Raw genomic sequence first — 21948 nt, forward strand, 5'->3', positions numbered from 1 at the left:
ACGGGAGTGGCAGACTTGCCGGGTGAGCAGCAACGAGACCCCCGAGACCGATCTCCGCGACGAGAAGCCCCAGTTCGTCCTGCCGTTGGTCGTGCGGATCGAACGGGACGCGCCGCCGGCCCGTACCGACGCCCTGGAGACCGCGGCGCGCGCCGTCCTGGAGATCCTCACCGACGACCGCTCCCTCGGCGAGGGCGAGTGGGCGCGGGCCATGGAGGACTGGCAGGACGCCAGGATCCGCAAGGTGGTGCGGCGGGCGCGCGGCGCGGAGTGGCGGCGGGCTGACGCGCTCCCGGGGATCACGGTCGCCGGCCGGGAGGCGGAGGTACGGGTCTTCCCGCCCGTCCCGCTCGACGGCTGGCCCAAGGACCTGGCCCGGCTCCAGGTCTCGGGCACCGACCTCGACGACCCGGCCGACCCCGGTCCCGTGCCGGACGGGGCGGCGGTGCTGTGGTTCAGCCCGGAGCTCGACATGTCGGCGGGCAAGGCGATGGCGCAGGCCGGGCACGGCGCGCAGCTGCTGTGGTGGGCGATGACGGACGCGGACCGGAAGTCCTGGCGCGAGGCCGGCTTCCCGCTCGCCGTGCGGACCGCCCCGGCCGAGGAGTGGCCGGCCCTGACGACGAGCGGACTGCCGGTGGTGCGGGACGCGGGCTTCACGGAGATCGCCCCGGGCTCGTGCACGGTGGTGTCCGCGTTCCCCGGTGCGGCCCGAGGGGCGACGAACCTCAAATGAAGCTCTGAACGTCCCCCTCCTGGGGTTCGAACGTTCCCCCCGGGGCCATCACGTGGGTGACTGAGGACCGAAGGAGGGGGACATGACGGAACTCGGCATCGGCATCGGCTGGCGTCCCGAGATCGCTGACGCGGTGGAGGGCCTGTCCGGCGTCGACTGGGTGGAGGTCGTCGCGGAGAACATCTGCGTCGGTCATCTGCCCGACTCATTGACCCGGCTGCGCGAGCGCGGCGTCACGGTCGTCCCGCACGGCGTCTCGCTGGGGCTCGGGGGCGCGGACCGGCCCGACCCGGCACGGCTCGCCGCGCTCGGCGAGAAGGCGCTGGCGCTCGGGGCGCCGCTGGTCACGGAGCACATCGCGTTCGTACGGGCCGGGGGGTCGCTCACGGCGACGCCGCAGCTCGAAGCGGGCCATCTGCTTCCGGTACCGCGGACCCGGGACGCGCTCGACGTGCTCTGCGAGAACGTACGGATCGCGCAGGACGCGCTGCCCGTGCCGCTCGCCCTGGAGAACATCGCCGCCCTCGTCGCCTGGCCCGGCGAGGAGATGTCGGAGGGACGGTTCCTGGCGGAGCTGGTGGAGCGTACGGGGGTACGGCTCCTCATCGACGTCGCCAACCTGCACACCAACCGCGTCAACCGCGGCGAGGACCCCGCGCGGGCGCTCTCGGAGCTGCCGGTGGAGGCGATCGCGTACGTGCACGTGGCGGGAGGTGTGGAGCGGGACGGCGTCTGGCACGACACCCACGCGCATCCCGTGCCGGAGGTGGTGCTCGACGTGCTGGCGGACCTCGCGTCGCGGGTGTCGCCGCCCGGCGTGCTGCTGGAGCGGGACGACGACTTCCCCTCCGCGCGGGAGCTGGGGGACGAGCTGAGCGCGATACGGGCGACGGTGACGGGGGCGTCGGCGGTACGCGGTCGGGGCGCCGGTCACGGGGGCGGGGCGGGGCGCGGTGGGGCCACGGCCGCGCCGGCGCAGCCGCTGCTCATCGGGGCCGGGGCCCGTGTCTCGGGCGGGCCGATGCCGAGCGCCCCGGTGACGGCGGCCACGGCGCCCGGTCCCGGGGCGGGGCGGGACTCCGGTCCCGGGGCGGCGCGGGACGGCGCCGAGCCCGTGCGGGAGTCCGCCGCGCGTCCCGGTGCCCGGCAGCGGGTCGCCGTGGCACAGGCCGCCCTGCTGTCCGCACTGGTCGCCGGGACCCCCGTGCCCGAGGGGTTCGACAGCCGGCGGCTCGGGGTGCAGGCCCGGGCGCTGGCGGCCAAGCGGGCCGGGGTGGTCGCGAAGGTCGCGCCGGAACTGCCGGAGATCCTCGGCGCGGGGTTCCGGCCGGCGTTCCTCGCCTACGCCCGGTCCCGGCCGATGACCGGCGGCTACCGCCGGGACGCGCTCGACTTCGCCGAGCGTCTGCTGGTCGCAGGGCGGCCGGAGGACCCGGACGCACGGCGCCGGCTGACCGAGTGGTGGCAGGACCGTTCCGGCAGTCGGCCGCCGGGCCGCGCCACCCGGCTCGTACGAGCCGCCCGTCACGCACTGGTACGGAGATGAGGTGCCCGTGAACATCCTGACCACGCTCTACTACCTCGCCGGCGTCACCGGCATCACGCTGCTCGTGATCCGGGTCGTCCGGACCCGTCGCGGGCCCGGCGGACCCGTCCACGACCGGTACGAGGCCGCCTTCCTCAACGGCGGCCCCGCCCGCGTCGTCGACACCGCCCTCGCCGCCCTCCAGGCGGACGGCCGGCTGGCGGTCGGCGGCCCCGGCATCGTGGCCGTCGTCCGCCCCACCGCGTACGACCCGGTGGAGCGCGCCGTGCTCCAGGCGCACGCCGCCGCCCCGCACGGGGCCCTGCACCATCTGCGGCTCGCCGTGATGCGGCACCCGGCGGTGCAGGAGATCGGCGACGGGCTCGCGGCGCGCGGACTCCTCGTCGCCCCGGCGACCCGGCGCCGCACGCTCCGCCTGTGCGTCGCGCTCGGCTTCACCGCCTTCGCCCTCTTCCTGGTGTCCATCTTCCTCACGGTCGTGGAATTCGCCGCCGGAGCGGACGACTTCGCCACCGACGTCGCCCCCGAACCGGAGGTGTCCGTCCCGTTCTTCGTCACGGTGCTGCCCGTCCTGTTCGCCGCCGGGGTCACCGCCATCCTCTGCGGATCGCTCTCCGCCGTGCGGGTCACCTCCGGCGGGCGGCGCGCCCTCTCCACGTTCGGCCGGGAGCACGGCCATCTCGCCGACGCGGGCGTCCTCGTCGCCCTGCACGGGCTGCGGGCCCTGCCGGACCCCGTGCTGCGGGAGCAACTCCTCGCCGCGGCACGGGTCCACCGGCCCGTCCGGCGTCGCGGAGGCGGCGGTCGGCGTCCCTCGGCGCACCACCGCACCCACTCGGACACGGGTGACGACTTCGGCGTCGCCGCCGTGTGGTGCGCGGGAAGCGGTTTCTGTGGAGGGGGCGGGGGCGGCAGCTCGTGCTCCGGTGGTGGTTCCTGCTCCGGAGGGGGTTCCAGCTGTGGCGGCGGGGGCGGGAGTTCGTGTGGGAGTTCCAGCTCCAGCTCGTGCTCCAGCTCCAGTTCCAGCGGGAGTTCGTGCTCCAGCTCCAGCGGCTGATCACCGTTTTCCGGTGGCGGGCGCGGCGGGTCTGCCGTAGAACTCGGACATGGTGTGGGTTCCGCTGCTGCTCGTGGCCTGCGTCGTGGCCGGTGTCGGCTGCGCGCGGCTCTGCCGGGCGACGCTCGCCACCGCCCGGCCCGGTCGCGCCGGCGCGCTCGCCGGATCCCCTCCGGAGCTCACCGTCGGCGAGGCGGCCTATCTCGCGGGCGGGCCGCTGCGGGTCACCGATCTGACCCTCGTGTCGATGCACCGCGAGCGGCGGCTGCTGCTCGCGCACACCGGCTGGGCGACGGTCGTCGACGCCACCGGTCGCGCGGGGGACGAGGTGGAGCGGGCCGTGCTCGGCGCGATCGGTCCGGGTGGGCAGTCGCCGATCCCCGCCGTCCGGCCGGTGGTCGCCGCCACCGACTCCGTACGCCGGCTCGCGGAGCGGCTCGTCGACCGGGGGCTCGCCGTGTCCGAGTCGGGCCGCCGGGAGGTCGCCGCCGGGCTGCGGGCGGTCCGGGCGGGCTTCCTGCTGAGCCTCGCCCTCGGGGCGGCGTCGGCGCTTCTGGTGCCCGCCGGGGAACGGACTCCGGTCCTGGCCTGCTTCACGCTTCCGCTGCTCGCTTCGGGGCTCTGCCTGCTGATCGGGCGGATCGAGGTGTACCCGTACACCCGCTGGGCCTCCCCCGCCGGTCAGCGGGTGCTCGCGGGGCTCTCGCCCGCCGACCCCCTGACCGCTCTCGCGACGCGGGGACCCGCGGTCCTGGAGCCGGAGCTGCGCGCGGCCCTGGCGGGGCACGGAACCCGGACCCGGGGCCGCCGGGGCTGAGGAGCGAGCGGCGGCGCGGGCCTGGGAGCGGGCCGCGAGGGCCCGGAAATGACGCCGGTGCGGCGCGCGAGACGCGCGCCGCACCCGGTGCCGGACCCGGTGTCGCTGGACCTGCGGGCAATGTTCCGCCCGCCGTCTGATCTTCCGGGTCGAGGGGTGGCGCACCCGGCCGGGAGCAGGGCCGCCACCAGGTTTCGTACGGCCGTCAGGCCAGTCCCGCCACCAGGTCGCCGACGCTCTTGCGGCGGCCGGTGTAGAACGGGACCTCTTCGCGGACGTGCATCCGCGCCTCGGAGGCGCGCAGGTGACGCATGAGGTCCACGATGCGGTGCAGCTCGTCGGCCTCGAAGGCGAGGAGCCACTCGTAGTCGCCGAGCGAGAAGGAGGCGACCGTGTTGGCGCGGACGTCCGGGTAGCCGCGGGCCATCTTGCCGTGGTCGGCGAGCATCCGGCGGCGGTCCTCGTCCGGCAGCAGGTACCAGTCGTAGGAGCGCACGAAGGGGTAGACCGAGACGTAGTCGCGGGGGTTCTCGTCGGCCAGGAAGGCCGGGATGTGCGACTTGTTGAACTCGGCGGGGCGGTGCAGCGCCATGTTCGACCAGACCGGCTCCAGGGCGCGGCCCAGGCGGGTGCGGCGGAAGAGGTTGTACGCCTCCTGGAGCTCGTCGCTCGTCTCGGCGTGCCACCAGATCATCACGTCGGCGTCGGCGCGCAGACCGGACAGGTCGTACGTGCCGCGGACCGTGATGTCCTTGGCCGCGAGCTGGTCGAACAGCTCCTGGACCTCGTCGGCGTAACCGCCTCGGTCCTCGGGGAGAACGTCGCGCAGCTTGAAGACGGACCACAGGGTGTAGCGGATGACCTCGTTGAGGTCCTTCGCCTTCTTACCGGCGTTCGGGATCTTTTCGGGCGCACTCATACGCCTATTCTCGCCCGTCACAGGGAGTGCCCCGCACCGGGGTGGGTCCTTTTCGACGTGGCGATGATCTCGTCGGCGGCGCGGTGGGCCGAGGCGACGCAGGCGGGGACGCCGACACCGTCGTACGCGGCGCCCGCGACCCGCAGCCCGGGAAGCGCGGCGACGGCCCGGCGGACCCGGGCGACGCGGTCGAGATGGCCGACGGGGTACTGGGGCAGGCCGCCGGTCCAGCGGGTGACCGTGGTCGCGACGGGGCGGGCGGCGAGCCCGGTGGCGGCGGCCAGGTCCTTCAGGGAGGCGTCGACCAGGTCGGCGTCCTCCCGCTGGACCTGGTCCTCCTCGCCGTGGCGGCCCACGGAGGTGCGCAGCACGAACAGGTCGGGGGCTCCGTCGGTGACCCACCGCCACTTCTGCGAGGAGAACGTGGACGCCTTGATCGTGTGGCCGTCGACGGGCGGCACGAGGAAGCCCGAGCCCGCGAGGGCGGGCAGGTCGGAGCGGCGGAAGGCGAGGGTGACCAGGGCCATGGAGGCGTAGTCGATCGCGTCGAGTTCGGTGGCTGCGGCGGGCGCGTGCGCGGCGAGGAGCGCCGCGGCGGGCCCGGCGGGGGTGGCGAGGACGACGGCGTCAGCGGTGAGGACCCGGTCGCCGCTCACGACCTGCCAGCCCGTGGCCCCGGAGCGGCGCAGCGCGGTCACGGGGGCGTTCGTGAGGATCTCGCCGCCCGCCGCGCGGATCGCGTCGGCGACGGCGGCGGGCAGGGTGCCGACGCCGCCCCGGATCCCGAGGAAGACGGAGCCGCCGAGGCCGGTGGCGGCGCCCGCGGCGTCGGCGGGGGCGGTGGCCCCGGCCCGCTGGACGGCGCGGACGGCGGCGGTGAGCGTGGGCCGGGTGCGGGCGGCCTCGAAGAGGGCGGGGACGGCGGCCCTCATCGAGATGCGGTAGGCGTCACCGGCGTACACCCCGCCGAGGAGGGGTTCGACGAGCCGGTCGACGACCTCGTGCCCCATGCGGGCGGCGACGTACGCGCCGATGGCGATGTCGTCGCCGATCTCCGTCGGGGCCAGCTCGGCGTCGAGGCCGATGCGGCGCACGCCCTCCTCGGAGAGGAGGCCCTCGACGGCGCGGGCGTCGCCGGGGACGCCCATGACGTGTCCCTTGGGCATGGGGATCAGCTCGCCCCGGGACCAGACGGACGCGGTGGTGGTGGCGGGGGCCTGCAGCCGGTCGCCGAGGCCGACGGCCCGGGCGAGGGCGACCGCCTCGGGGCGCCGGGCGAGCAGCGACTCGGCACCGAGGTCCACCGGCGCGCCCGCGATCTCCCCGGCGAGGAGCTTGCCGCCGAGTCGTGGCCCCGCTTCGAGGAGGGTCACCCGGTGGCCGGCGACGGCCAGCCGGTGGGCGGCCGCGAGTCCGGCGATACCGCCTCCGGCGACGACGACATGGGGTCCCGTGGTGTCCGCGTTCATGGGACCACTCTCTCAAATCGCCCACGGGCTCCCGTCCCGAGGCCGTCGCCGCCGCCCGCCGCCGTTCCGATGCCGGACCGTGACCGCATCGCTACCGCCGGAGGGGATCCGGTTCCCGGGGCCCCGCGTCGTAGGGGCATCGAGTGGGCACCACTCACCACCACACCCTGGGGGGACCCGATGCGGAGCGCACGAACGACGGCGAGAGGGCGGGGGGCGGCGGCCGCGGCGCTGCTGACGGCGGCGCTGGTCCTGACCGGCTGCGGTTCCGGCGACGAGATGGGCACGAGCTCCAAGCAGGACCTGAGCGCCGAGGCGCCCGGGGACGCGGCGCGGGGGGCCGCCGCCGACGGTTCGGCGGGCGCGGGCGCCGAGAAGGCCCCGGCGGAGACCTCGACGAAGGCCCCCGCCCCGCAGCACGTCATCCGGACCGCGTCCCTCTCCGTGGAGGTCGGCGACGTGGCGAAGGCGCTGGCCACCGCGCGCCGGGTGGCGGCGGGCGCGGGCGGGCACGTCGAGAACGAGACGACGGAACGGGGCGACGACACGTACGTCACCTCCCACATCGTGCTGCGGGTGCCGCAGGAGCGGTACGACTCCGTCCTCGGCGAGCTCGCGGGCACGGGGAAGCTGCTGGCCCGCAAGGCCGACGCGAAGGACGTCACCGAGCAGGTGGTGGACGTGGAGAGCCGGATCGCCACGCAGCGCGCGAGCGTGGCGCGGGTGCGGGCGCTGATGCAGCGGGCGGAGCGGCTGGCCGACGTGGTGACCCTGGAGGGCGAGCTGAGCCGGCGCCAGGCGGACCTGGAGTCGCTGCTCGCCCAGCAGTCCTCGCTGAAGGACAGGACGTCGCTCGCGACGATCGCCCTCGACCTGACGGAGAAGGCGGAGCCGCGGGCCGAGGAGGCGGAGGAGGGTCGTCCCGGCTTCGGTGACGCCCTGAGCGGCGGGTGGAACGCGCTGGTGGGCGCGCTCGCGTGGATCGGGATCGTCCTGGCCGCGCTCGCCCCGTGGCTCGCGGTCGCGCTGATCGCGTTCGCCGTGTGGCGCTACGTCGTCCGCCCGCGCCGGACGCCGCGGGCGCCCGCGCCGGAGCCGGCGCCGGCCGTCCCCGCTCCCCGCAGGAACGCCGCCGGGGCACCCGTACCCCCGGAGTCGCCCGGTGAGTGAACGCCGAAAATAGGCTGTCCCCATGAGCGAACGACTGGTGGTCATCGGTGGTGACGCGGCGGGGATGTCCGCCGCGTCGCAGGCACGCAGGCTCAAGGGGCCCGGGGAGTTGGAGATCGTCGCGTTCGAGCGCGGTCACTTCTCCTCGTACTCGGCCTGCGGCATCCCGTACTGGGTCGGCGGTGACGTCGCCACCCGTGACGAGCTGATCGCGCGCTCCCCGGAGGAACACCGCGAGCGCGCCATCGATCTGCGGATGCGGACGGAGGTGACCGCGCTCGACGTGCCCGGCCAGCGGGTCCTCTCGCGGGACCTGGAGGCGGGTACGGAGGCCTGGACGGGCTTCGACAAGCTGGTGATCGCGACGGGGGCCCGGCCGAAGCGCCCGGAGCTGCCGGGGATCGACGCGCCGGGGGTGCACGGGGTGCAGACCCTGGACGACGGGCAGGCGCTGCTCGACTCGCTGGAGGGGTCGGCCGGGCGGCGGGCCGTCGTCGTCGGCGCGGGCTACATCGGCGTCGAGATGGCCGAGGCGCTGCTGAACCGGGGCTACGAGGTGACGGTCCTGCACCGGGGCGAGCAGCCGATGGCGACCCTGGACCCGGACATGGGCCGGCTCGTGCACCGGGCGATGGACGGCCTGGGCATCAGGACGGTCGCCTCCGCGGAGGTCACGAAGATCCTGACGGGCGAGGACGGCCGGGTCCGGGCCGTGGCGACGGACGAGGCGGAGTATCCGGCGGACGTGGTGGTCCTCGGCATGGGGGTGGTGCCGGAGACCTCGCTCGCGCGGGCGGCGGGGCTGCCCCTCGGCACGTACGGCGGGCTGCTCACCGATCTGGCGATGCGGGTCCGGGGCCACGCGAACATCTGGGCGGGCGGCGACTGCGTGGAGGTCCTGGACCTGGTCTCGGGCCGCGAGCGGCACGTGCCGCTCGGCACCCACGCGAACAAGCACGGCCAGGTCATCGGGTCGAACGTCGGCGGCGGCTACGCGACGTTCCCGGGGGTGGTGGGCACGGCGGTGTCGAAGGTGTGCGACCTGGAGCTCGCGCGGACGGGCCTGCGGGAGAAGGACGCCAGGGAGGTGGGCCTGCGGTACGTGACGGTGACCGTGGAGTCGACGAGCCGCGCGGGGTACTACCCGGGGGCCGCGCCGATGACGGTGAAGATGCTGGCCGAGCGGCGTACCGGGCGGCTGCTCGGGGTGCAGATCGTGGGCCGGGAGGGCGCAGGGAAGCGGGTGGACATCGCGGCCGTGGCGCTGACGGCGGGGATGACGGTGGAGGCGATGACGGCCCTGGACCTGGGGTACGCGCCGCCGTTCTCGCCGGTGTGGGACCCGGTCCTGGTCGCGGCCCGCAAGGCGACGGCGGCGGTCCGCGCGGCGGGCTGAGACGGCGACGCCTCCGCCCGGTGGGGCGGAGGCGTCGGCCGGGCGGGGGTGACCGTCAGACGGCCGTCCTGGTGTGGACGTACTCGACGAGACGGGTCAGGGCGTCCGGGTCCATCGACGGCATGACGCCGTGGCCCAGGTTGAAGACGTGTCCCTCCAGGCCCTTCGCGGCGGCCAGGACCTCGTCCGCCTTGGCCTCGACGACCTCCGGCGTGGCGAAGAGCACGGCCGGGTCCAGGTTGCCCTGGAGCGCCTTGCCGGGGCCGACCCGGCGGGCGGCCTCGTCGAGCGGGACGCGCCAGTCGACGCCGACGACGTCCGCGCCGGCCTCGCCCATGAGGCCGAGCAGCTCGCCCGTACCGACACCGAAGTGGATGCGCGGGACGCCGTATCCGGCGACCGCGTCGAACACCTTCACGGAGGCGGGCATCACCGAGCGGCGGTAGTCGGCCGGGGCGAGGGCGCCGACCCAGGAGTCGAAGAGCTGGACGGCGGAGGCGCCGGCCTCGATCTGGACCTTGAGGAAGGCCGAGGTGATCTCGGCGAGGCGGTCGAGCAGGTCGGCCCAGAGCTGCGGGTCGCCGTACATGAGCGCCTTGGTGTGCTCGTGGTTGCGCGACGGGCCGCCCTCCACGAGGTAGCTCGCGAGGGTGAAAGGCGCGCCCGCGAAACCGATGAGCGGGGTGTCGCCCAGCTCGTCGGTGAGCATGCCGATGGCCTCGGTGACGTAGTGGACGTCCTCGGGGGTCAGGTCGCGCAGCCGGGCCAGGTCGGCGCGGGTGCGGATCGGGTCCGCGACGACCGGGCCGACGCCGGGCTTGATGTCGAGGTCGAGGCCGATGGCCTTGAGGGGGACGACGATGTCGCTGAAGTAGATGGCGGCGTCGACCTTGTGGCGGCGGACCGGCTGGAGCGTGATCTCGGTGACGAGCTCGGGCCGCATGCACGATTCGAGCATGGGGATGCCCTCGCGCACCTTGAGGTACTCGGGGAGCGAGCGCCCGGCCTGACGCATGAACCAGACGGGGGTGTGCGGCACGGGCTCACGCCGGCATGCCTTGAGGAACGCGGAGTCGTGCGTCCGCGACTGCTGCTTCGTCTGCTGGCCCTGCGGGCTGTCGTTGGCACTCACGCCCAGAATCTTCGCATGTGGCGGGAAGCCGCTCGTCCGGGCAGGGTGTCCCTCCCTGCACGGAGGCCCCGTTCCGCCTACTCTTCCCCGCATGGCTGCGGCTCAGGGACATTTTTCCGATCATTCCGACGGCGATCGAGGGACGGACGAAACGGCGGACAGTACGGAGGCGAACCCGGTACCCCCCGTGTTCCGGCGGGCGGTGGAGGCGTTGCGCGCGGCGCGGTTGCGACCCGAGATCGAGATCGACCCGACGAGGCCCCCGCAGCGCCTCGCCCCGTACGCGTACGCGGTGGAGGCGGCCGTCGTGGACGGCGAGGAGGACCTGGCGGACGGACGCCTGGTGCTGCTGCACGATCCGGACGGCCACGAGGCCTGGAAGGGCACGTTCCGCCTGGTGACCCTGGTCCGGGCGGAGCTGGAGCCGGAGATGGCGGCTGATCCGCTGCTGCCGGAGGTGTGCTGGTCCTGGCTGACCGGGGCGATGGAGGCCCGGGGCCTGGCGTACGGGGAGGCGAGCGGGACCGTCACGATGGCGGGCTCGCACTACTTCGGCGGCCTCGCGGACCGCAGGCCGGCGACGCAGATCGAGATCCGGGCGTCCTGGACGCCGCGCGAGGCGCTGGGCGGGGTGCCGGACACGGGGGCGCACCTGGCGGCCTGGTGCGACCTCCTCTGCCAGATCGCGGGACTGCCGCCCGCGCCCGCCGATCCGGCGGCCGGGGCGACGGGGACGGTGTCGGGCGCGGGGGTCGTCTCGTTGCCCCAGCGACGGGGTCCGCAGCAGGCCTGAGGGGCCGACGGCACAGCCGGGGGGCGAGATCAAGCCACTCCCGGGGCGTGTCCGCAGGGGGGTCGGGCACTCCCTCGTGGGGGTGACGGAGCGGGGCCCGCTCGTAGGATGATCGATCACGCGTCCGAATTGTCCTGATTGTTACTCACCAAATCGTGATCTTTCCCTAAAGGCGGGCCGCCCAGCTGCCGAAGGATTCAGTGACCCCTTCACAGCACGGGTTCGCCCCCGGCTTCTTCCCCGAGCCGGCCCCGTCCCGCATCCTTCCCCCCAGGAGGCCTGGTGTCCGTTCTCCTCGAGCAGCCCGCAAGCCTGGTCGCCTACCGCCCGAACAAGCCGACGGCCATGGTCGTCGTGGCCGACCCGCGCGTCCGTTCCACCGTGACCCGCCACCTGTGGGCCCTCGGAGTACGTGACGTGATCGAGGCTTCGTCCATCGCGGAGGCACGTCCCCGCGTCGGCAACCCGCGCGACATCTGCGTTGCCGACGTCCACCTGCCCGACGGCAGCGGCCTGACCCTGCTGTCCGAGACCCGCGCCGCGGGCTGGCCCAACGGCCTCGCCCTCTCGGCCGCCGATGACATCGGCGCCGTGCGCAACGCCCTGGCGGGCGGCGTGAAGGGCTATGTAGTCACCGGAACCCGTACCAACATCGGTCACCCGACCCGCCCCGGCGCCGCCCCCATCGGCGCCGCGGCCTCCCGACTCGGCCACCGCCGCCCCCCGGGTGCCCCGAGCCACCCGGGCGGCTACCGCGAGCTCTCCGGCCGTGAGGTCGAGGTGCTCCGGCTCGTCGCGGAGGGCCAGTCGAACAAGGCGATCGGCGTCTCCATGGGCCTCTCGGCCCTGACCGTGAAGAGCCACCTCGCCCGGATCGCCCGCAAGCTGGGCACCGGCGACCGCGCCGGCATGGTCGCGGTGGCCCTGCGGACGGGGATCATCCACTGACGGATCGCTCGACGAGAAGCCTGCGCCTGTCGACGGAACGTTCCGTCGACAGGCGCTTGCCGTTCACCGATACCCTTGACAGGTGACCGACGCCCAAGAGACCGCAGCAGACACAGCACTGCGCACCACCGGGGGCGGCCCCCCGGACGACGATGTCCCTGCGAATGGGCTTCCGATCCCGTTGCTGGAGCCCCGCGAGGGGATTCCGCCCGTCGTCGAGACCGAGGACGCCCTCGCCGAGGTGATCGCCGCCTTCGCTGCGGGCAGCGGCCCCGTCGCCGTGGACGCCGAGCGCGCCTCCGGCTACCGCTACGGACAGCGCGCCTACCTCGTACAGCTCCGTCGTGAGGGCGCGGGCACCGCGCTGATCGACCCGGTGGGCTGCCCCGACCTCTCGGGACTCGGCGACGCGCTCGCCGGGACCGAGTGGATCCTGCACGCCGCGACCCAGGACCTCCCGTGCCTGCGTGACATAGGCATGCTGCCGACCTCGCTGTTCGACACCGAGCTGGCCGGCCGCCTCGCGGGCTTCCCGCGCGTCGGCCTCGGCGCGATGGTCGAGTCCGTCCTCGGCTACGCCCTGGAGAAGGGCCACTCCGCCGTCGACTGGTCCACCCGGCCGCTGCCCGAGCCCTGGCTGCGGTACGCGGCCCTCGACGTGGAGCTCCTCGTCGACCTGCGGGACGCCCTGGAGAAGGAGCTGGACCGGCAGGGCAAGCTGGAGTGGGCGCACCAGGAGTTCGACGCGATCGCCTCCGCCCCGCCCGCCCCGCCGCGCAAGGACCCGTGGCGGCGCACCTCCGGCATGCACAAGGTGCGGCGCCGTCGCCAGATGGCGGTCGTACGGGAGCTGTGGACGGCCCGTGACGCGGTCGCCCAGCGGCGGGACGTCTCCCCCGGCAAGGTGCTGAGCGACGCGGCGATCGTGGAGGCCTCGCTCGCGGTGCCGGTGAACCTGACCGCGCTCACCGCGCTGCCCGGCTTCGGGCACCGGATGGGCCGCCGCCAGCTGGAGCAGTGGCAGGCGGCGGTGGACCGGGCCAGGGCCCTGCCGGAGAGCGAGCTGCCCCAGCCGGGCCAGCAGGTCGCCGGCCCTCCCCCGCCGCGCGCGTGGGCGGACAAGGACCCGGTCGCGGCGGCCCGCCTCTCGGCGGCGCGCGCGGCGGTCTCGGAGCTGGCCGAGGAGCTGAACCTGCCGCAGGAGAACCTGATCACCCCGGACACCGTGCGCCGGGTCTGCTGGGAGCCGCCGTCCCCGGCGGACGCGGACGGCGTCGCCGCCGCCCTGACGGGCCACGGCGCCCGCCCCTGGCAGGTCGGTCTCGTGACCCCGCTGCTGGTGGAGGCGCTGACCGCCACCGCGTGACCCCCGAGCGACCCTTCCGAGGCCCCCGACACGACGTGATGTGCCGGGGGCCCGGTCATGTCCGGAGCGCATCCGGGTCGATCGGGGTCGTATCCGGCAGAGTTCCGGGTGTGACCTTCGCCGCTTGCGCCCCAGGGGCTGGGCAGCCTGGTTACCCACAAGTAGCATGGACGGAGCAAGCGCACGCTTAGGCGTGTGCGGCAGCAGTGCCATCCCGCACCCTGGAGGAGAGCCATCGTGCCTCGTACCGTCAGGGACGTCGTCTTCGTCGACGGCGTCCGCACCCCGTTCGGCAAGGCGGGCCCGAAGGGCATCTACCACGAGACCCGCGCCGACGACCTCGTCGTCAAGGCCATCCGGGAGCTGCTGCGCCGCAACCCCGGCCTGGACCCCGCGAAGATCGACGAGGTCGCCATCGCCGCGACCACGCAGATCGGTGACCAGGGTCTGACCCTCGGCCGTACGGCGGGCATCCTCGCCGGGCTGCCGCAGTCGGTGCCGGGCTACTCCATCGACCGCATGTGCGCCGGCGCGCTGACCGCCGTCACCTCGGTCGCCGGTTCGATCGCCTTCGGCGCCTACGACGCCGTCATCGCCGGTGGCGTCGAGCACATGGGCCGCCACCCCATGGGTGAGGGCGTCGACCCGAACCCGCGTTTCGTGTCGGAGAAGCTCGTCGACGAGTCCGCCCTCTTCATGGGCATGACCGCCGAGAACCTGCACGACCGCTACCCGAGCATCACCAAGCAGCGCGCCGACGAGTACGCCGTGCGCTCGCAGGAGAAGGCCGCCAAGGCGTACGCCGACGGCAAGATCCAGGCGGACCTGGTCCCGATCTCGGTGCGCCGCACCAACGCCGAGGCCGGCGAGACCGGCTGGGGCCTGGTCACCGCCGACGAGCCGATGCGCCCGGGCACCACCCTGGAGTCGCTGGCCAACCTGAAGACGCCGTTCCGCGTCCACGGCAACGTGACCGCGGGCAACGCGGCCGGTCTCAACGACGGCGCCACCGCCTCGATCATCGCCTCCGAGGACTTCGCGCGCGAGAACGACCTCCCGGTCAAGATGCGTCTCGTCTCGTACTCCTTCGCCGGTGTCGAGCCCGAGGTCATGGGCTACGGCCCGATCCCGGCCACCGAGAAGGCCCTCGCCCAGGCCGGTCTGTCCATCGAGGACATCGGCCTCTTCGAGATCAACGAGGCCTTCGCGGTCCAGGTCCTCGCGTTCCTCGAGCACTACGGCATCGCCGACGACGACGCCCGCGTCAACCAGTACGGCGGCGCCATCGCCTACGGCCACCCGCTCGCCTCCTCCGGCGTCCGTCTGATGACGCAGCTGGCCCGCCAGTTCGAGGAGAACCCGCAGGTCCGCTACGGCCTCAACACCATGTGCGTCGGCTTCGGCATGGGCGCGACGGTCATCTGGGAAAACCCCCACTGGGAGGGCAAGTGAGCACCACCGCCGAGCTTCTGAAGGGCGCCGCCGAGCTCTTCCCGGACGAGGTCGTCACCAGCGCCCACGTACGGCACTTCGAACTGCCCGCGGGTGCGGGCCGGTTCGCCCTGATCACGCTGGACAACGGCTTCGACCACACCAAGCCGACCACCTTCGGCCCGCAGTCGCTCGCCAACCTGAACACGGCGATCGACCAGGTCGAGGCCGAGGCCGCGAACGGTGAGATCGTCGGCGTCGGCCTCACCGGCAAGCCGTTCATCTTCGCCGTCGGCGCCGACCTCAAGGGCGTCGAGCTCCTGAAGAAGCACGACGAGGCGCTCGCCATCGGCAAGGGCGGCCACGACGTCTTCAAGCGTCTGTCCGCGCTCGCCGTCCCGACCTTCGCGTACTACAACGGCGCGGCCATGGGCGGCGGCGTCGAGGTCGGTCTGCACTGCACCTACCGCACCGTGTCGAAGGCCCTGCCGGCCTTCTCGCTCCCCGAGGTCTTCCTCGGTCTGGTGCCCGGCTGGGGCGGCTGCGCCATCCTGCCGAACCTGATCGGCGCGGAGAAGGCCGTCTCGGTCATCATCGAGAACTCGCTGAACCAGAACCGCCAGCTCAAGGGCGTGCAGGTCTTCGAGCTCGGCATCGCCGACGCGCTGTTCGAGGGCGCCGACTTCCTGGAGCAGTCGCTGATCTGGACGGCCTCCGTCCTCAACGGCTCCGTGACCGTCGAGCGTCCCGAGATCGACCGCGGCGAGGGCTGGGACCAGGCCGTCGCCAAGGGCCGCCTCGTCGCCGACTCCAAGGTGCACGGCGCCGCCCCGGCCGCCTACCGCGCCCTCGACATCATCGAGGCCGCCAAGGACGGGGACCTGCAGAAGGGCTTCGACGCCGAGGACCAGGCCCTCGCGGACCTGATCATGGGCGGCGAGCTGCGCTCCGGCATCTACGCCTTCAACCTGGTGCAGAAGCGCGGCAAGCGCCCCGCCGGCGCCCCGGACAAGTCGCTGGCCCGCCCGGTCACCAAGGTCGGTGTCGTCGGCGCCGGTCTGATGGCCTCCCAGCTGGCCCTGCTCTTCCTGCGCCGCCTGGAGGTGCCGGTCGTCCTGACCGACATCGACCAGGAGCGCGTCGACAAGGGCGTGGGCTACGTCCACGGCGAGATCGAGAAGCTGCTCGGCAAGGGCCGCATCAACCAGGACAAGGCCAACCGCCTCAAGGGCCTGGTCTCCGGCGTCCTGGACAAGGCCGTGGGCTTCGCCGACGCGGACTTCATCATCGAGGCCGTGTTCGAGGAGATGTCGGTCAAGCAGAAGGTGTTCGCGGAGGTCGAGGCGGTCGCCCCGGCGCACGCGATCCTCGCCACCAACACCTCCTCGCTCTCCGTCTCGGAGATGGCCTCCAAGCTCCAGCACCCGGAGCGCGTGGTCGGCTTCCACTTCTTCAACCCGGTCGCGATCCTCCCGCTCCTGGAGATCGTCCGCGGCGAGAAGACGGACGACGCCTCGCTGGCCACCGCGTTCGGTGTCGCCAAGAAGCTGAAGAAGACCGCGGTCCTCACCAAGGACGCCCCGGCGTTCGTCGTGAACCGCATCCTGACCCGCTTCATGGGCGAGATCCAGAACGTCATCGACGAGGGCACCTCGGTCGAGACGGCCGAGAAGGCCATCGAGCCGCTCGGTCTGCCTATGTCGCCGCTGGTGCTCCTGGAGCTCGTCGGCCCGGCGATCGGTCTGCACGTCTCCGAGACCCTGAACCGTTCCTTCCCGGACCGCTTCACCGTCTCCCCCAACCTGAAGGCGGTCGTCGAGGCCGGCAAGCGCGGCTTCTACGTCTACAACGCCGAGAACGGCTTCAAGCCGGAGCTCGACCCGGAGGTCGCCGCCCTCCTCGTCCAGGGCGACTCCGTCCTGACCGAGGAGCAGGTCCGCGACCGCGTCCTGGACGCGGTGGCGCAGGAGATCGGCCTGATGCTGGAGGAGGGTGTCGTCGCCGAGGCGCAGGACATCGACCTCTGCCTGATCACGGGCGCGGGCTGGCCCTTCCACCTGGGCGGCATCACGCCGTACCTGGACCGTGAGGGCGTCTCCGAGCGCGTCAACGGCAAGCGTTTCCTGGCGCAGGGCGTGGCGAGCGTCCCGGCGTAACACCCGGCCTCGCGCCCCGGGGCGTACGCGAACGGCCCCGGCACCTTCTCCAGGTGCCGGGGCCGTTCCGTCGTTCCAGGGGCGCGCGGGTCACCCTATGGAGCGCCAGCCCTCCAGGAGCAGGCCGTCGGCGGACGCCTTCTGGCGGGTGGTGATCAGCCGGGCCCCGCCGACCAGGGAGGCCGCGACCAGGCGCCCGTCGAGCCCGCGGGTGAGGACGGTGTCGAGGCCGCCCTGCGGCTCACCGGTCTCCGACCACTCGATGCCCTCCGCCTCCTGCTCGCTCGGGTAGGCGGCGAGGGCGAGCCGGCCGTCGGCGGACTGCTGGGCCAGGACCGTGCAGTCGTGGCCGTCGATGAGACAGCGGGTGGCGGCGAGCCGTCCGGTGCCGATCGCCTTGCCGAGCGGGGTCGGCTCCAGGTCGCGCCCGGGCGACCAGGCCCGTACCTGTCCCGCCTTGTCGACGTAGAACAGCGTCACGTGCCCGGACGGGCCGGTGACCGCCGCGAGGGTGCCGAAGGTGACCTCGGCGGGCAGGACGTCCTTGCGGACCGGGCGGCCGCCCGACTCCTCCTGCACGTAGCGCAGCAGGCCCTTGTCGGTGGCCGTGAGGAGCTCCACGCGCCCCTCGCCGTTGCAGACGGCGACCGGGGAGGGGTCGGTGCCCCAGCCGTGCAGGTCCCACCAGGGGTGCCAGCCGCCGGCGTCCTTCTGGGCCCGCACGCTCAGGCCGCCGCCCCCGTTCCGTACGAAGGCGTACGCGCGGCCCTGGGCGTCCACCGCGACGGCCGGGTTGCCGGTCCACGGCCCCTTGCCGTTGGAGTGCCCGATGGGGCGCCAGGCGACCGCGGGGCGGCCCGTCTGGAACTGGACGCTGTGCACCAGCTCGACGTGTCCCTCGCCGCCGGTCGTGGGCCGCAGACCGACGAGGTGGACGTAGCGGTCGGCGCCCTGGCCGATCGCGAGGAAGGGCGTCAGACCGTCGCCGCCGAGCGAGACGGGGCCGCTCCAGCCGCCGTCGGGCTCCTCGGTCCAGCGCACCACCTCTCCGTCCCGGGGCAGGTAGGCGCTGAACCGTCCCTCCTCCCCTCTGGTCAGCCAGGCGCCCTGGAGCAGAGGGGCGGTGGAGGAGCCGTGAGAACGGTCGGCGGGGGCCTGGGATCGATTCGCCATGGGGGGATCCAGCACTCCGGTCGTCGGAAGGAGTTCGGGTACGAGCCGACTGTAGCCGCCCTCCCGAACGCTCCCTTCCGCGCCTGCGGGATCACCCGCTCAGTACCGTGCCTCCTGGCCCTGCCGCCCGAGCCGGCTGTGACCGCGCCCGTACAGGAAGTACACGACGATGCCGATCGCCATCCACACGGCGAACCGGAACCAGGTCTCCCCCGGCAGGTTGAGCATCAGCCAGAACGAGGCCGCGATGGAGAGGATCGGCAGCACCGGCACCCAGGGGGTGCGGAAGGCGCGCGGCAGGTCGGGGCGGGTGCGGCGGAGCACCATGACGCCGACGGCCACCACGATGAAGGCGAAGAGCGTGCCGATGTTCACCAGGGTCGCGAGTTCGTTGATGCTGGTGAAGCCGGCGACGACGGCGATGACCACGCCGAGCAGGATCGTCGGGCGGTACGGGGTCTTGAACTTCGGGTGCGTGACCGAGAAGAAGCGCGGCAGCAGGCCGTCGCGGCTCATCGCGAAGAAGACGCGGGTCTGGCCGAGGAGCAGGATCAGACAGACCGTGGTGAGGCCGACGGCGGCGCCGAAGCTGATCACGCCGGCGTAGAAGGGATGGCCGGCGGCTTTGAAGGCGTCGGCGAGCGGGGCGCTCACGGAGAGCTCCGAGTAGTGCTGCATGCCGGTGACGACGAGCGCCACGGCCACGTAGAGCACGGTGCAGATGAGGAGCGAGCCGAGGATGCCCCGGGGCATGTCCCGCTGCGGCAGCTTGGTCTCCTCGGCGGCGGTGGCCACCACGTCGAAGCCGATGAAGGCGAAGAAGACGACCGAGGCGGCGGTGAAGATGCCCATGACGCCGAAGTTGGTCGGCTCGTACCCGAAGAGCAGCTGGACGAGCGGGGAGTCCCAGTTGGAGCCGCCGCCCTCGGGGGTGACGGCCGGCGGGATGAAGGGCTTGTAGTTGTCGCCGACGATGAAGAACAGACCGGCGATGATCACGATCATCACCACGGTCACCTTGATCGCCACGACGACGGCGGTGATCCGGGCGGAGAGCTTCATGCCCAGGACGAGGACCACGGTGAGCACGAGGACGAGCAGGAAGGCCAGGATGTCGAAGGTGCCCCCGGCCGCGTCCGGGCCTTCCAGCGCCGCTGGTAGATGCCAGTCGGCGTTGTCCAGGAGCGAGCGGACGTAGCCGGACCAGCCGACCGCGACCACCGCCGTACCGAGCGCGAACTCCAGGACGAGGTCCCAGCCGATGATCCAGGCGGGCAGCTCGCCGATGGAGGCGTACGCGAAGGTGTACGCCGATCCCGCCACCGGCACCGTCGAGGCGAACTCGGCGTAGCAGAGGGCGGCGAGGGCGCAGACGATGCCGGCCGCGATGAAGGCCAGGGCCGTCGCCGGGCCCGCGTTCTCCTTGGCGACCTTGCCCGTGAGGACGAAGATGCCGGTGCCGATGATGACGCCGACGCCGAACACCGTCAGATCCCAGGCGGACAGGGACTTCCGGAGTGCGTGCTCCGGTTCCTCCGTGTCCCGGATCGACTGCTCGACCGACTTGGTCCGGAACACTCCGGAGTTCGCCCGTGGCTGCTGGTCCGTACTCACCTTGGTACCTCCGCGCCGTGCCTGAACCCTCGGTCGCTCTCAGCCACCGCGGTCGGGCGGCTGTGATACGCCTGCCCACACAGAGTCAGAATGCACGCGAAAGGGCCGGTCGGCACCCGGGAGGGTGAGCCGACCGGCCCAAAGGTGACGCACGGTCACCGGCGCCGCGGGGGGCGGGGTCAGTCGCGGGCGGGCTCCACGGCCTGCGCGCTGCTCTCGAAACGACCGTCCAGACGCGAGACCAGGCCGGTGACCTGGCGGGCGATGTCCGGGGCGGTCAGGCCGATCTCGGCCAGTACCTCGGCGCGCGAGGCGTGGTCGAGGAAGCGCGGCGGGATGCCGAAGTCGCGCAGCGGCACGTCCACGCCCGCGTCGCGGAGCGCCTGGGCGACGGCGGAGCCGACACCGCCGACGCGGCTGTTGTCCTCGACGGTGACGACGACCCGGTGGCGCTCGGCGAGCGGGGCCAGGGCCTCGTCGACGGGCTTGACCCAGCGGGGGTCGACGACGGTGGTGGAGATGCCCTGCCGGTCGAGCAGGTCGGCGATCTCCAGGCACATGGGCGCCAGGGCGCCCACGGAGACCAGGAGGACGTCGGGCCGGTCCGAGCCGGGCTCGCGGAGCACGTCCATGCCGCCGACGCGGCGCAGGGCCGGTACGGCGGGGCCGACGGCGCCCTTGGAGAAGCGGACCACGGTGGGGGCGTCGGTGACCTCGACGGCCTCGCGCAGCTGGGCGCGGACCTGGTCGGCGTCGCGCGGGGCGGCGAGCCGCAGGCCGGGCACGACCTGGAGGATCGACATGTCCCACATGCCGTTGTGGGAGGCGCCGTCGGTGCCGGTGACACCGGCGCGGTCCAGGACGAAGGTGACGCCGCACTTGTGCAGCGCCACGTCCATCAGGACCTGGTCGAAGGCGCGGTTGAGGAAGGTCGCGTAGACGGCGAAGACCGGGTGGAGGCCGCCGGTGGCGAGGCCGGCCGCGGAGACGGCGGCGTGCTGCTCGGCGATGCCGACGTCGAAGACGCGCTCCGGGAAGGCCTTGGCGAACTTGTCGAGGCCGACGGGCTGGAGCATGGCCGCGGTGATCGCGACGATGTCCTCGCGCTCCTTGCCGAGCTCGACCATCTCCTGGGCGAAGACGCCCGTCCAGTCGGCGCCCGAGGAGGCGATGGGCAGGCCGGTGTCGGGGTGGATCTTGCCGACGGCGTGGAAGCGGTCGGCCTCGTCCTGGAGGGCCGGCTGGTAGCCGCGGCCCTTCTCCGTGAGGCAGTGGACGATCACGGGGCCGCCGAAGCGCTTGGCGCGCGTCAGGGCGGACTCCAGGGCCTCGATGTCGTGGCCGTCGATGGGGCCGACGTACTTGAGGCCGAGGTCCTCGAACATGCCCTGCGGGGCGATGAAGTCCTTGAGGCCCTTCTTGGCGCCGTGCAGGGTCTCGTAGAGCGGCTTCCCGACGACGGGGGTGCGCTCCAGGATGTCCTTGCCGCGGGCGAGGAAGCGCTCGTAGCCGTCGGTGGTGCGCAGGGTCGCCAGGTGGTTGGCGAGGCCGCCGATGGTCGGCGCGTAGGAGCGCTCGTTGTCGTTGACGACGATGACGAGCGGGCGGTCCTTGGCGGCGGCGATGTTGTTCAGCGCCTCCCAGGCCATGCCGCCGGTGAGCGCCCCGTCGCCGATGACGGCGACGACGTGGTCGTCCTTCTTCAGGACCTCGTTGGCCTTGGCGAGGCCGTCGGCCCAGCCGAGGACCGTGGAGGCGTGCGAGTTCTCGATGACGTCGTGCTCGGACTCGGCCTGCGAGGGGTAGCCGGAGAGGCCGCCCTTCATCTTGAGCTTCGAGAAGTCCTGGCGGCCCGTGAGCAGCTTGTGGACGTAGCTCTGGTGGCCGGTGTCCCAGAGGACCCGGTCCTTCGGGGAGTCGAACACGCGGTGCAGGGCGATGGTCAGTTCGACCACGCCGAGGTTGGGCCCGAGGTGCCCGCCGGTCTTGGAGACGGCGTCCACGAGGAACGTCCTGATCTCGTCGGCCAGCTGATCCAGCTGTTCCGGGGAGAGCCGGTCCAGATCTCGCGGTCCCCTGATACGGGTCAGCAGAGCCACCCGTGCCTCCTTGCTTTGAGCTGGTCGAGCTTGCCGATTTGTCGAGTCTAATGTTCCGTCTTGGATCGTGGGCATCGGGCCGGGGGGTGAGGCGTCACCCTCACGGCCTACAAGCCGATGATCTGT

The 21948-nt window shown here is 73.2% G+C and carries 17 protein-coding genes; 11 read left to right on the forward strand and 6 right to left on the reverse strand.

Annotated features, from left to right (window positions below; genetic code table 11):
• Positions 1-22 precede the first annotated feature (22 nt).
• The 4 genes from ABT129_RS10195 (at position 23) to ABT129_RS10210 (ending at position 4156) form a co-directional block, all read left to right on the forward strand.
• Positions 23-736: a peptidyl-tRNA hydrolase gene (locus tag ABT129_RS10195; protein ID WP_351899048.1), complete on the forward strand. Its 714-nt coding sequence runs from the start codon at positions 23-25 to the stop codon at positions 734-736.
• A gap of 82 nt (positions 737-818) precedes the next feature.
• A complete protein-coding gene (locus ABT129_RS10200; protein ID WP_351899051.1) occupies positions 819-2282 on the forward strand; it encodes a multinuclear nonheme iron-dependent oxidase in 1464 nt (487 codons plus the stop codon).
• Positions 2283-2289: 7 nt separating this feature from the next.
• A complete protein-coding gene (locus ABT129_RS10205) occupies positions 2290-3339 on the forward strand; it encodes a TIGR04222 domain-containing membrane protein (protein ID WP_351899053.1) in 1050 nt (349 codons plus the stop codon).
• A gap of 49 nt (positions 3340-3388) precedes the next feature.
• Positions 3389-4156 (forward strand): TIGR04222 domain-containing membrane protein, encoded by a 768-nt coding sequence (locus ABT129_RS10210; RefSeq protein ID WP_351899055.1) that lies wholly within the window; start codon positions 3389-3391, stop codon positions 4154-4156.
• Positions 4157-4361: 205 nt separating this feature from the next.
• On the opposite strand, the gene hemQ is transcribed toward ABT129_RS10210, so the two are convergent.
• Together hemQ and hemG are read right to left on the reverse strand one after the other, a co-directional pair.
• Complete coding sequence (gene hemQ / locus ABT129_RS10215; protein WP_351899057.1) at positions 4362-5075, reverse strand: hydrogen peroxide-dependent heme synthase; 714 nt, start codon at positions 5073-5075, stop codon at positions 4362-4364.
• Between the two features lie 17 nt (positions 5076-5092).
• The gene (gene hemG / locus ABT129_RS10220; protein WP_351899059.1) at positions 5093-6544 is read right to left on the reverse strand and encodes a protoporphyrinogen oxidase; all 1452 of its coding nucleotides are present in this window, start codon (positions 6542-6544) and stop codon (positions 5093-5095) included.
• Between the two features lie 180 nt (positions 6545-6724).
• Between hemG and ABT129_RS10225 the strand changes: the two genes are divergently transcribed.
• Both ABT129_RS10225 and ABT129_RS10230 read left to right on the forward strand, forming a co-directional pair.
• Entirely contained in the window at positions 6725-7714 is a 990-nt protein-coding gene (locus ABT129_RS10225; RefSeq protein ID WP_351899062.1) for a DUF4349 domain-containing protein, read from the forward strand.
• Between the two features lie 22 nt (positions 7715-7736).
• Complete coding sequence (locus ABT129_RS10230) at positions 7737-9110, forward strand: FAD-dependent oxidoreductase (RefSeq protein WP_351899064.1); 1374 nt, start codon at positions 7737-7739, stop codon at positions 9108-9110.
• 55 nt (positions 9111-9165) lie between these two features.
• Here the strand turns inward: ABT129_RS10230 and hemE are convergent, their stop codons facing one another.
• On the reverse strand, positions 9166-10242 hold the full coding sequence (gene hemE / locus ABT129_RS10235; RefSeq protein WP_351899066.1) for a uroporphyrinogen decarboxylase: 1077 nt from the start codon (positions 10240-10242) through the stop codon (positions 9166-9168).
• Positions 10243-10333: 91 nt separating this feature from the next.
• Here hemE and ABT129_RS10240 point away from each other — a divergent pair, with 91 nt between their 5' ends.
• From ABT129_RS10240 to ABT129_RS10260, 5 genes are all read left to right on the forward strand, one after another.
• Positions 10334-11035 carry a DUF3000 domain-containing protein gene (locus ABT129_RS10240; RefSeq protein ID WP_351899069.1) on the forward strand — a complete coding sequence of 234 codons (702 nt, stop codon included), beginning with the start codon at positions 10334-10336 and terminating at the stop codon, positions 11033-11035.
• Between the two features lie 282 nt (positions 11036-11317).
• A complete protein-coding gene (locus ABT129_RS10245; RefSeq protein ID WP_250917434.1) occupies positions 11318-11983 on the forward strand; it encodes a LuxR C-terminal-related transcriptional regulator in 666 nt (221 codons plus the stop codon).
• Positions 11984-12065: 82 nt separating this feature from the next.
• A complete protein-coding gene (locus ABT129_RS10250; protein WP_351899071.1) occupies positions 12066-13349 on the forward strand; it encodes an HRDC domain-containing protein in 1284 nt (427 codons plus the stop codon).
• Positions 13350-13586: 237 nt separating this feature from the next.
• Entirely contained in the window at positions 13587-14801 is a 1215-nt protein-coding gene (locus ABT129_RS10255) for a thiolase family protein (protein ID WP_351899074.1), read from the forward strand.
• On the forward strand, positions 14798-16936 hold the full coding sequence (locus ABT129_RS10260) for a 3-hydroxyacyl-CoA dehydrogenase NAD-binding domain-containing protein (RefSeq protein ID WP_351899076.1): 2139 nt from the start codon (positions 14798-14800) through the stop codon (positions 16934-16936). The genes ABT129_RS10255 and ABT129_RS10260 overlap by 4 nt, the downstream gene beginning before the upstream one ends.
• Positions 16937-17026: 90 nt before the next feature.
• Here the strand turns inward: ABT129_RS10260 and ABT129_RS10265 are convergent, their stop codons facing one another.
• From ABT129_RS10265 to dxs, 3 genes are all read right to left on the reverse strand, one after another.
• The gene (locus ABT129_RS10265) at positions 17027-18109 is read right to left on the reverse strand and encodes a PLL family lectin (protein WP_351899078.1); all 1083 of its coding nucleotides are present in this window, start codon (positions 18107-18109) and stop codon (positions 17027-17029) included.
• A gap of 99 nt (positions 18110-18208) precedes the next feature.
• The gene (locus tag ABT129_RS10270; protein WP_351899348.1) at positions 18209-19687 is read right to left on the reverse strand and encodes an amino acid permease; all 1479 of its coding nucleotides are present in this window, start codon (positions 19685-19687) and stop codon (positions 18209-18211) included.
• 215 nt (positions 19688-19902) lie between these two features.
• Positions 19903-21822: a 1-deoxy-D-xylulose-5-phosphate synthase gene (gene dxs, locus ABT129_RS10275; RefSeq protein ID WP_351899081.1), complete on the reverse strand. Its 1920-nt coding sequence runs from the start codon at positions 21820-21822 to the stop codon at positions 19903-19905.
• Positions 21823-21948 lie beyond the last annotated feature (126 nt).

Source organism: Streptomyces sp. NPDC002057 (assembly GCF_040296665.1).
Taxonomy (GTDB): Bacteria; Actinomycetota; Actinomycetes; order Streptomycetales; family Streptomycetaceae; genus Streptomyces.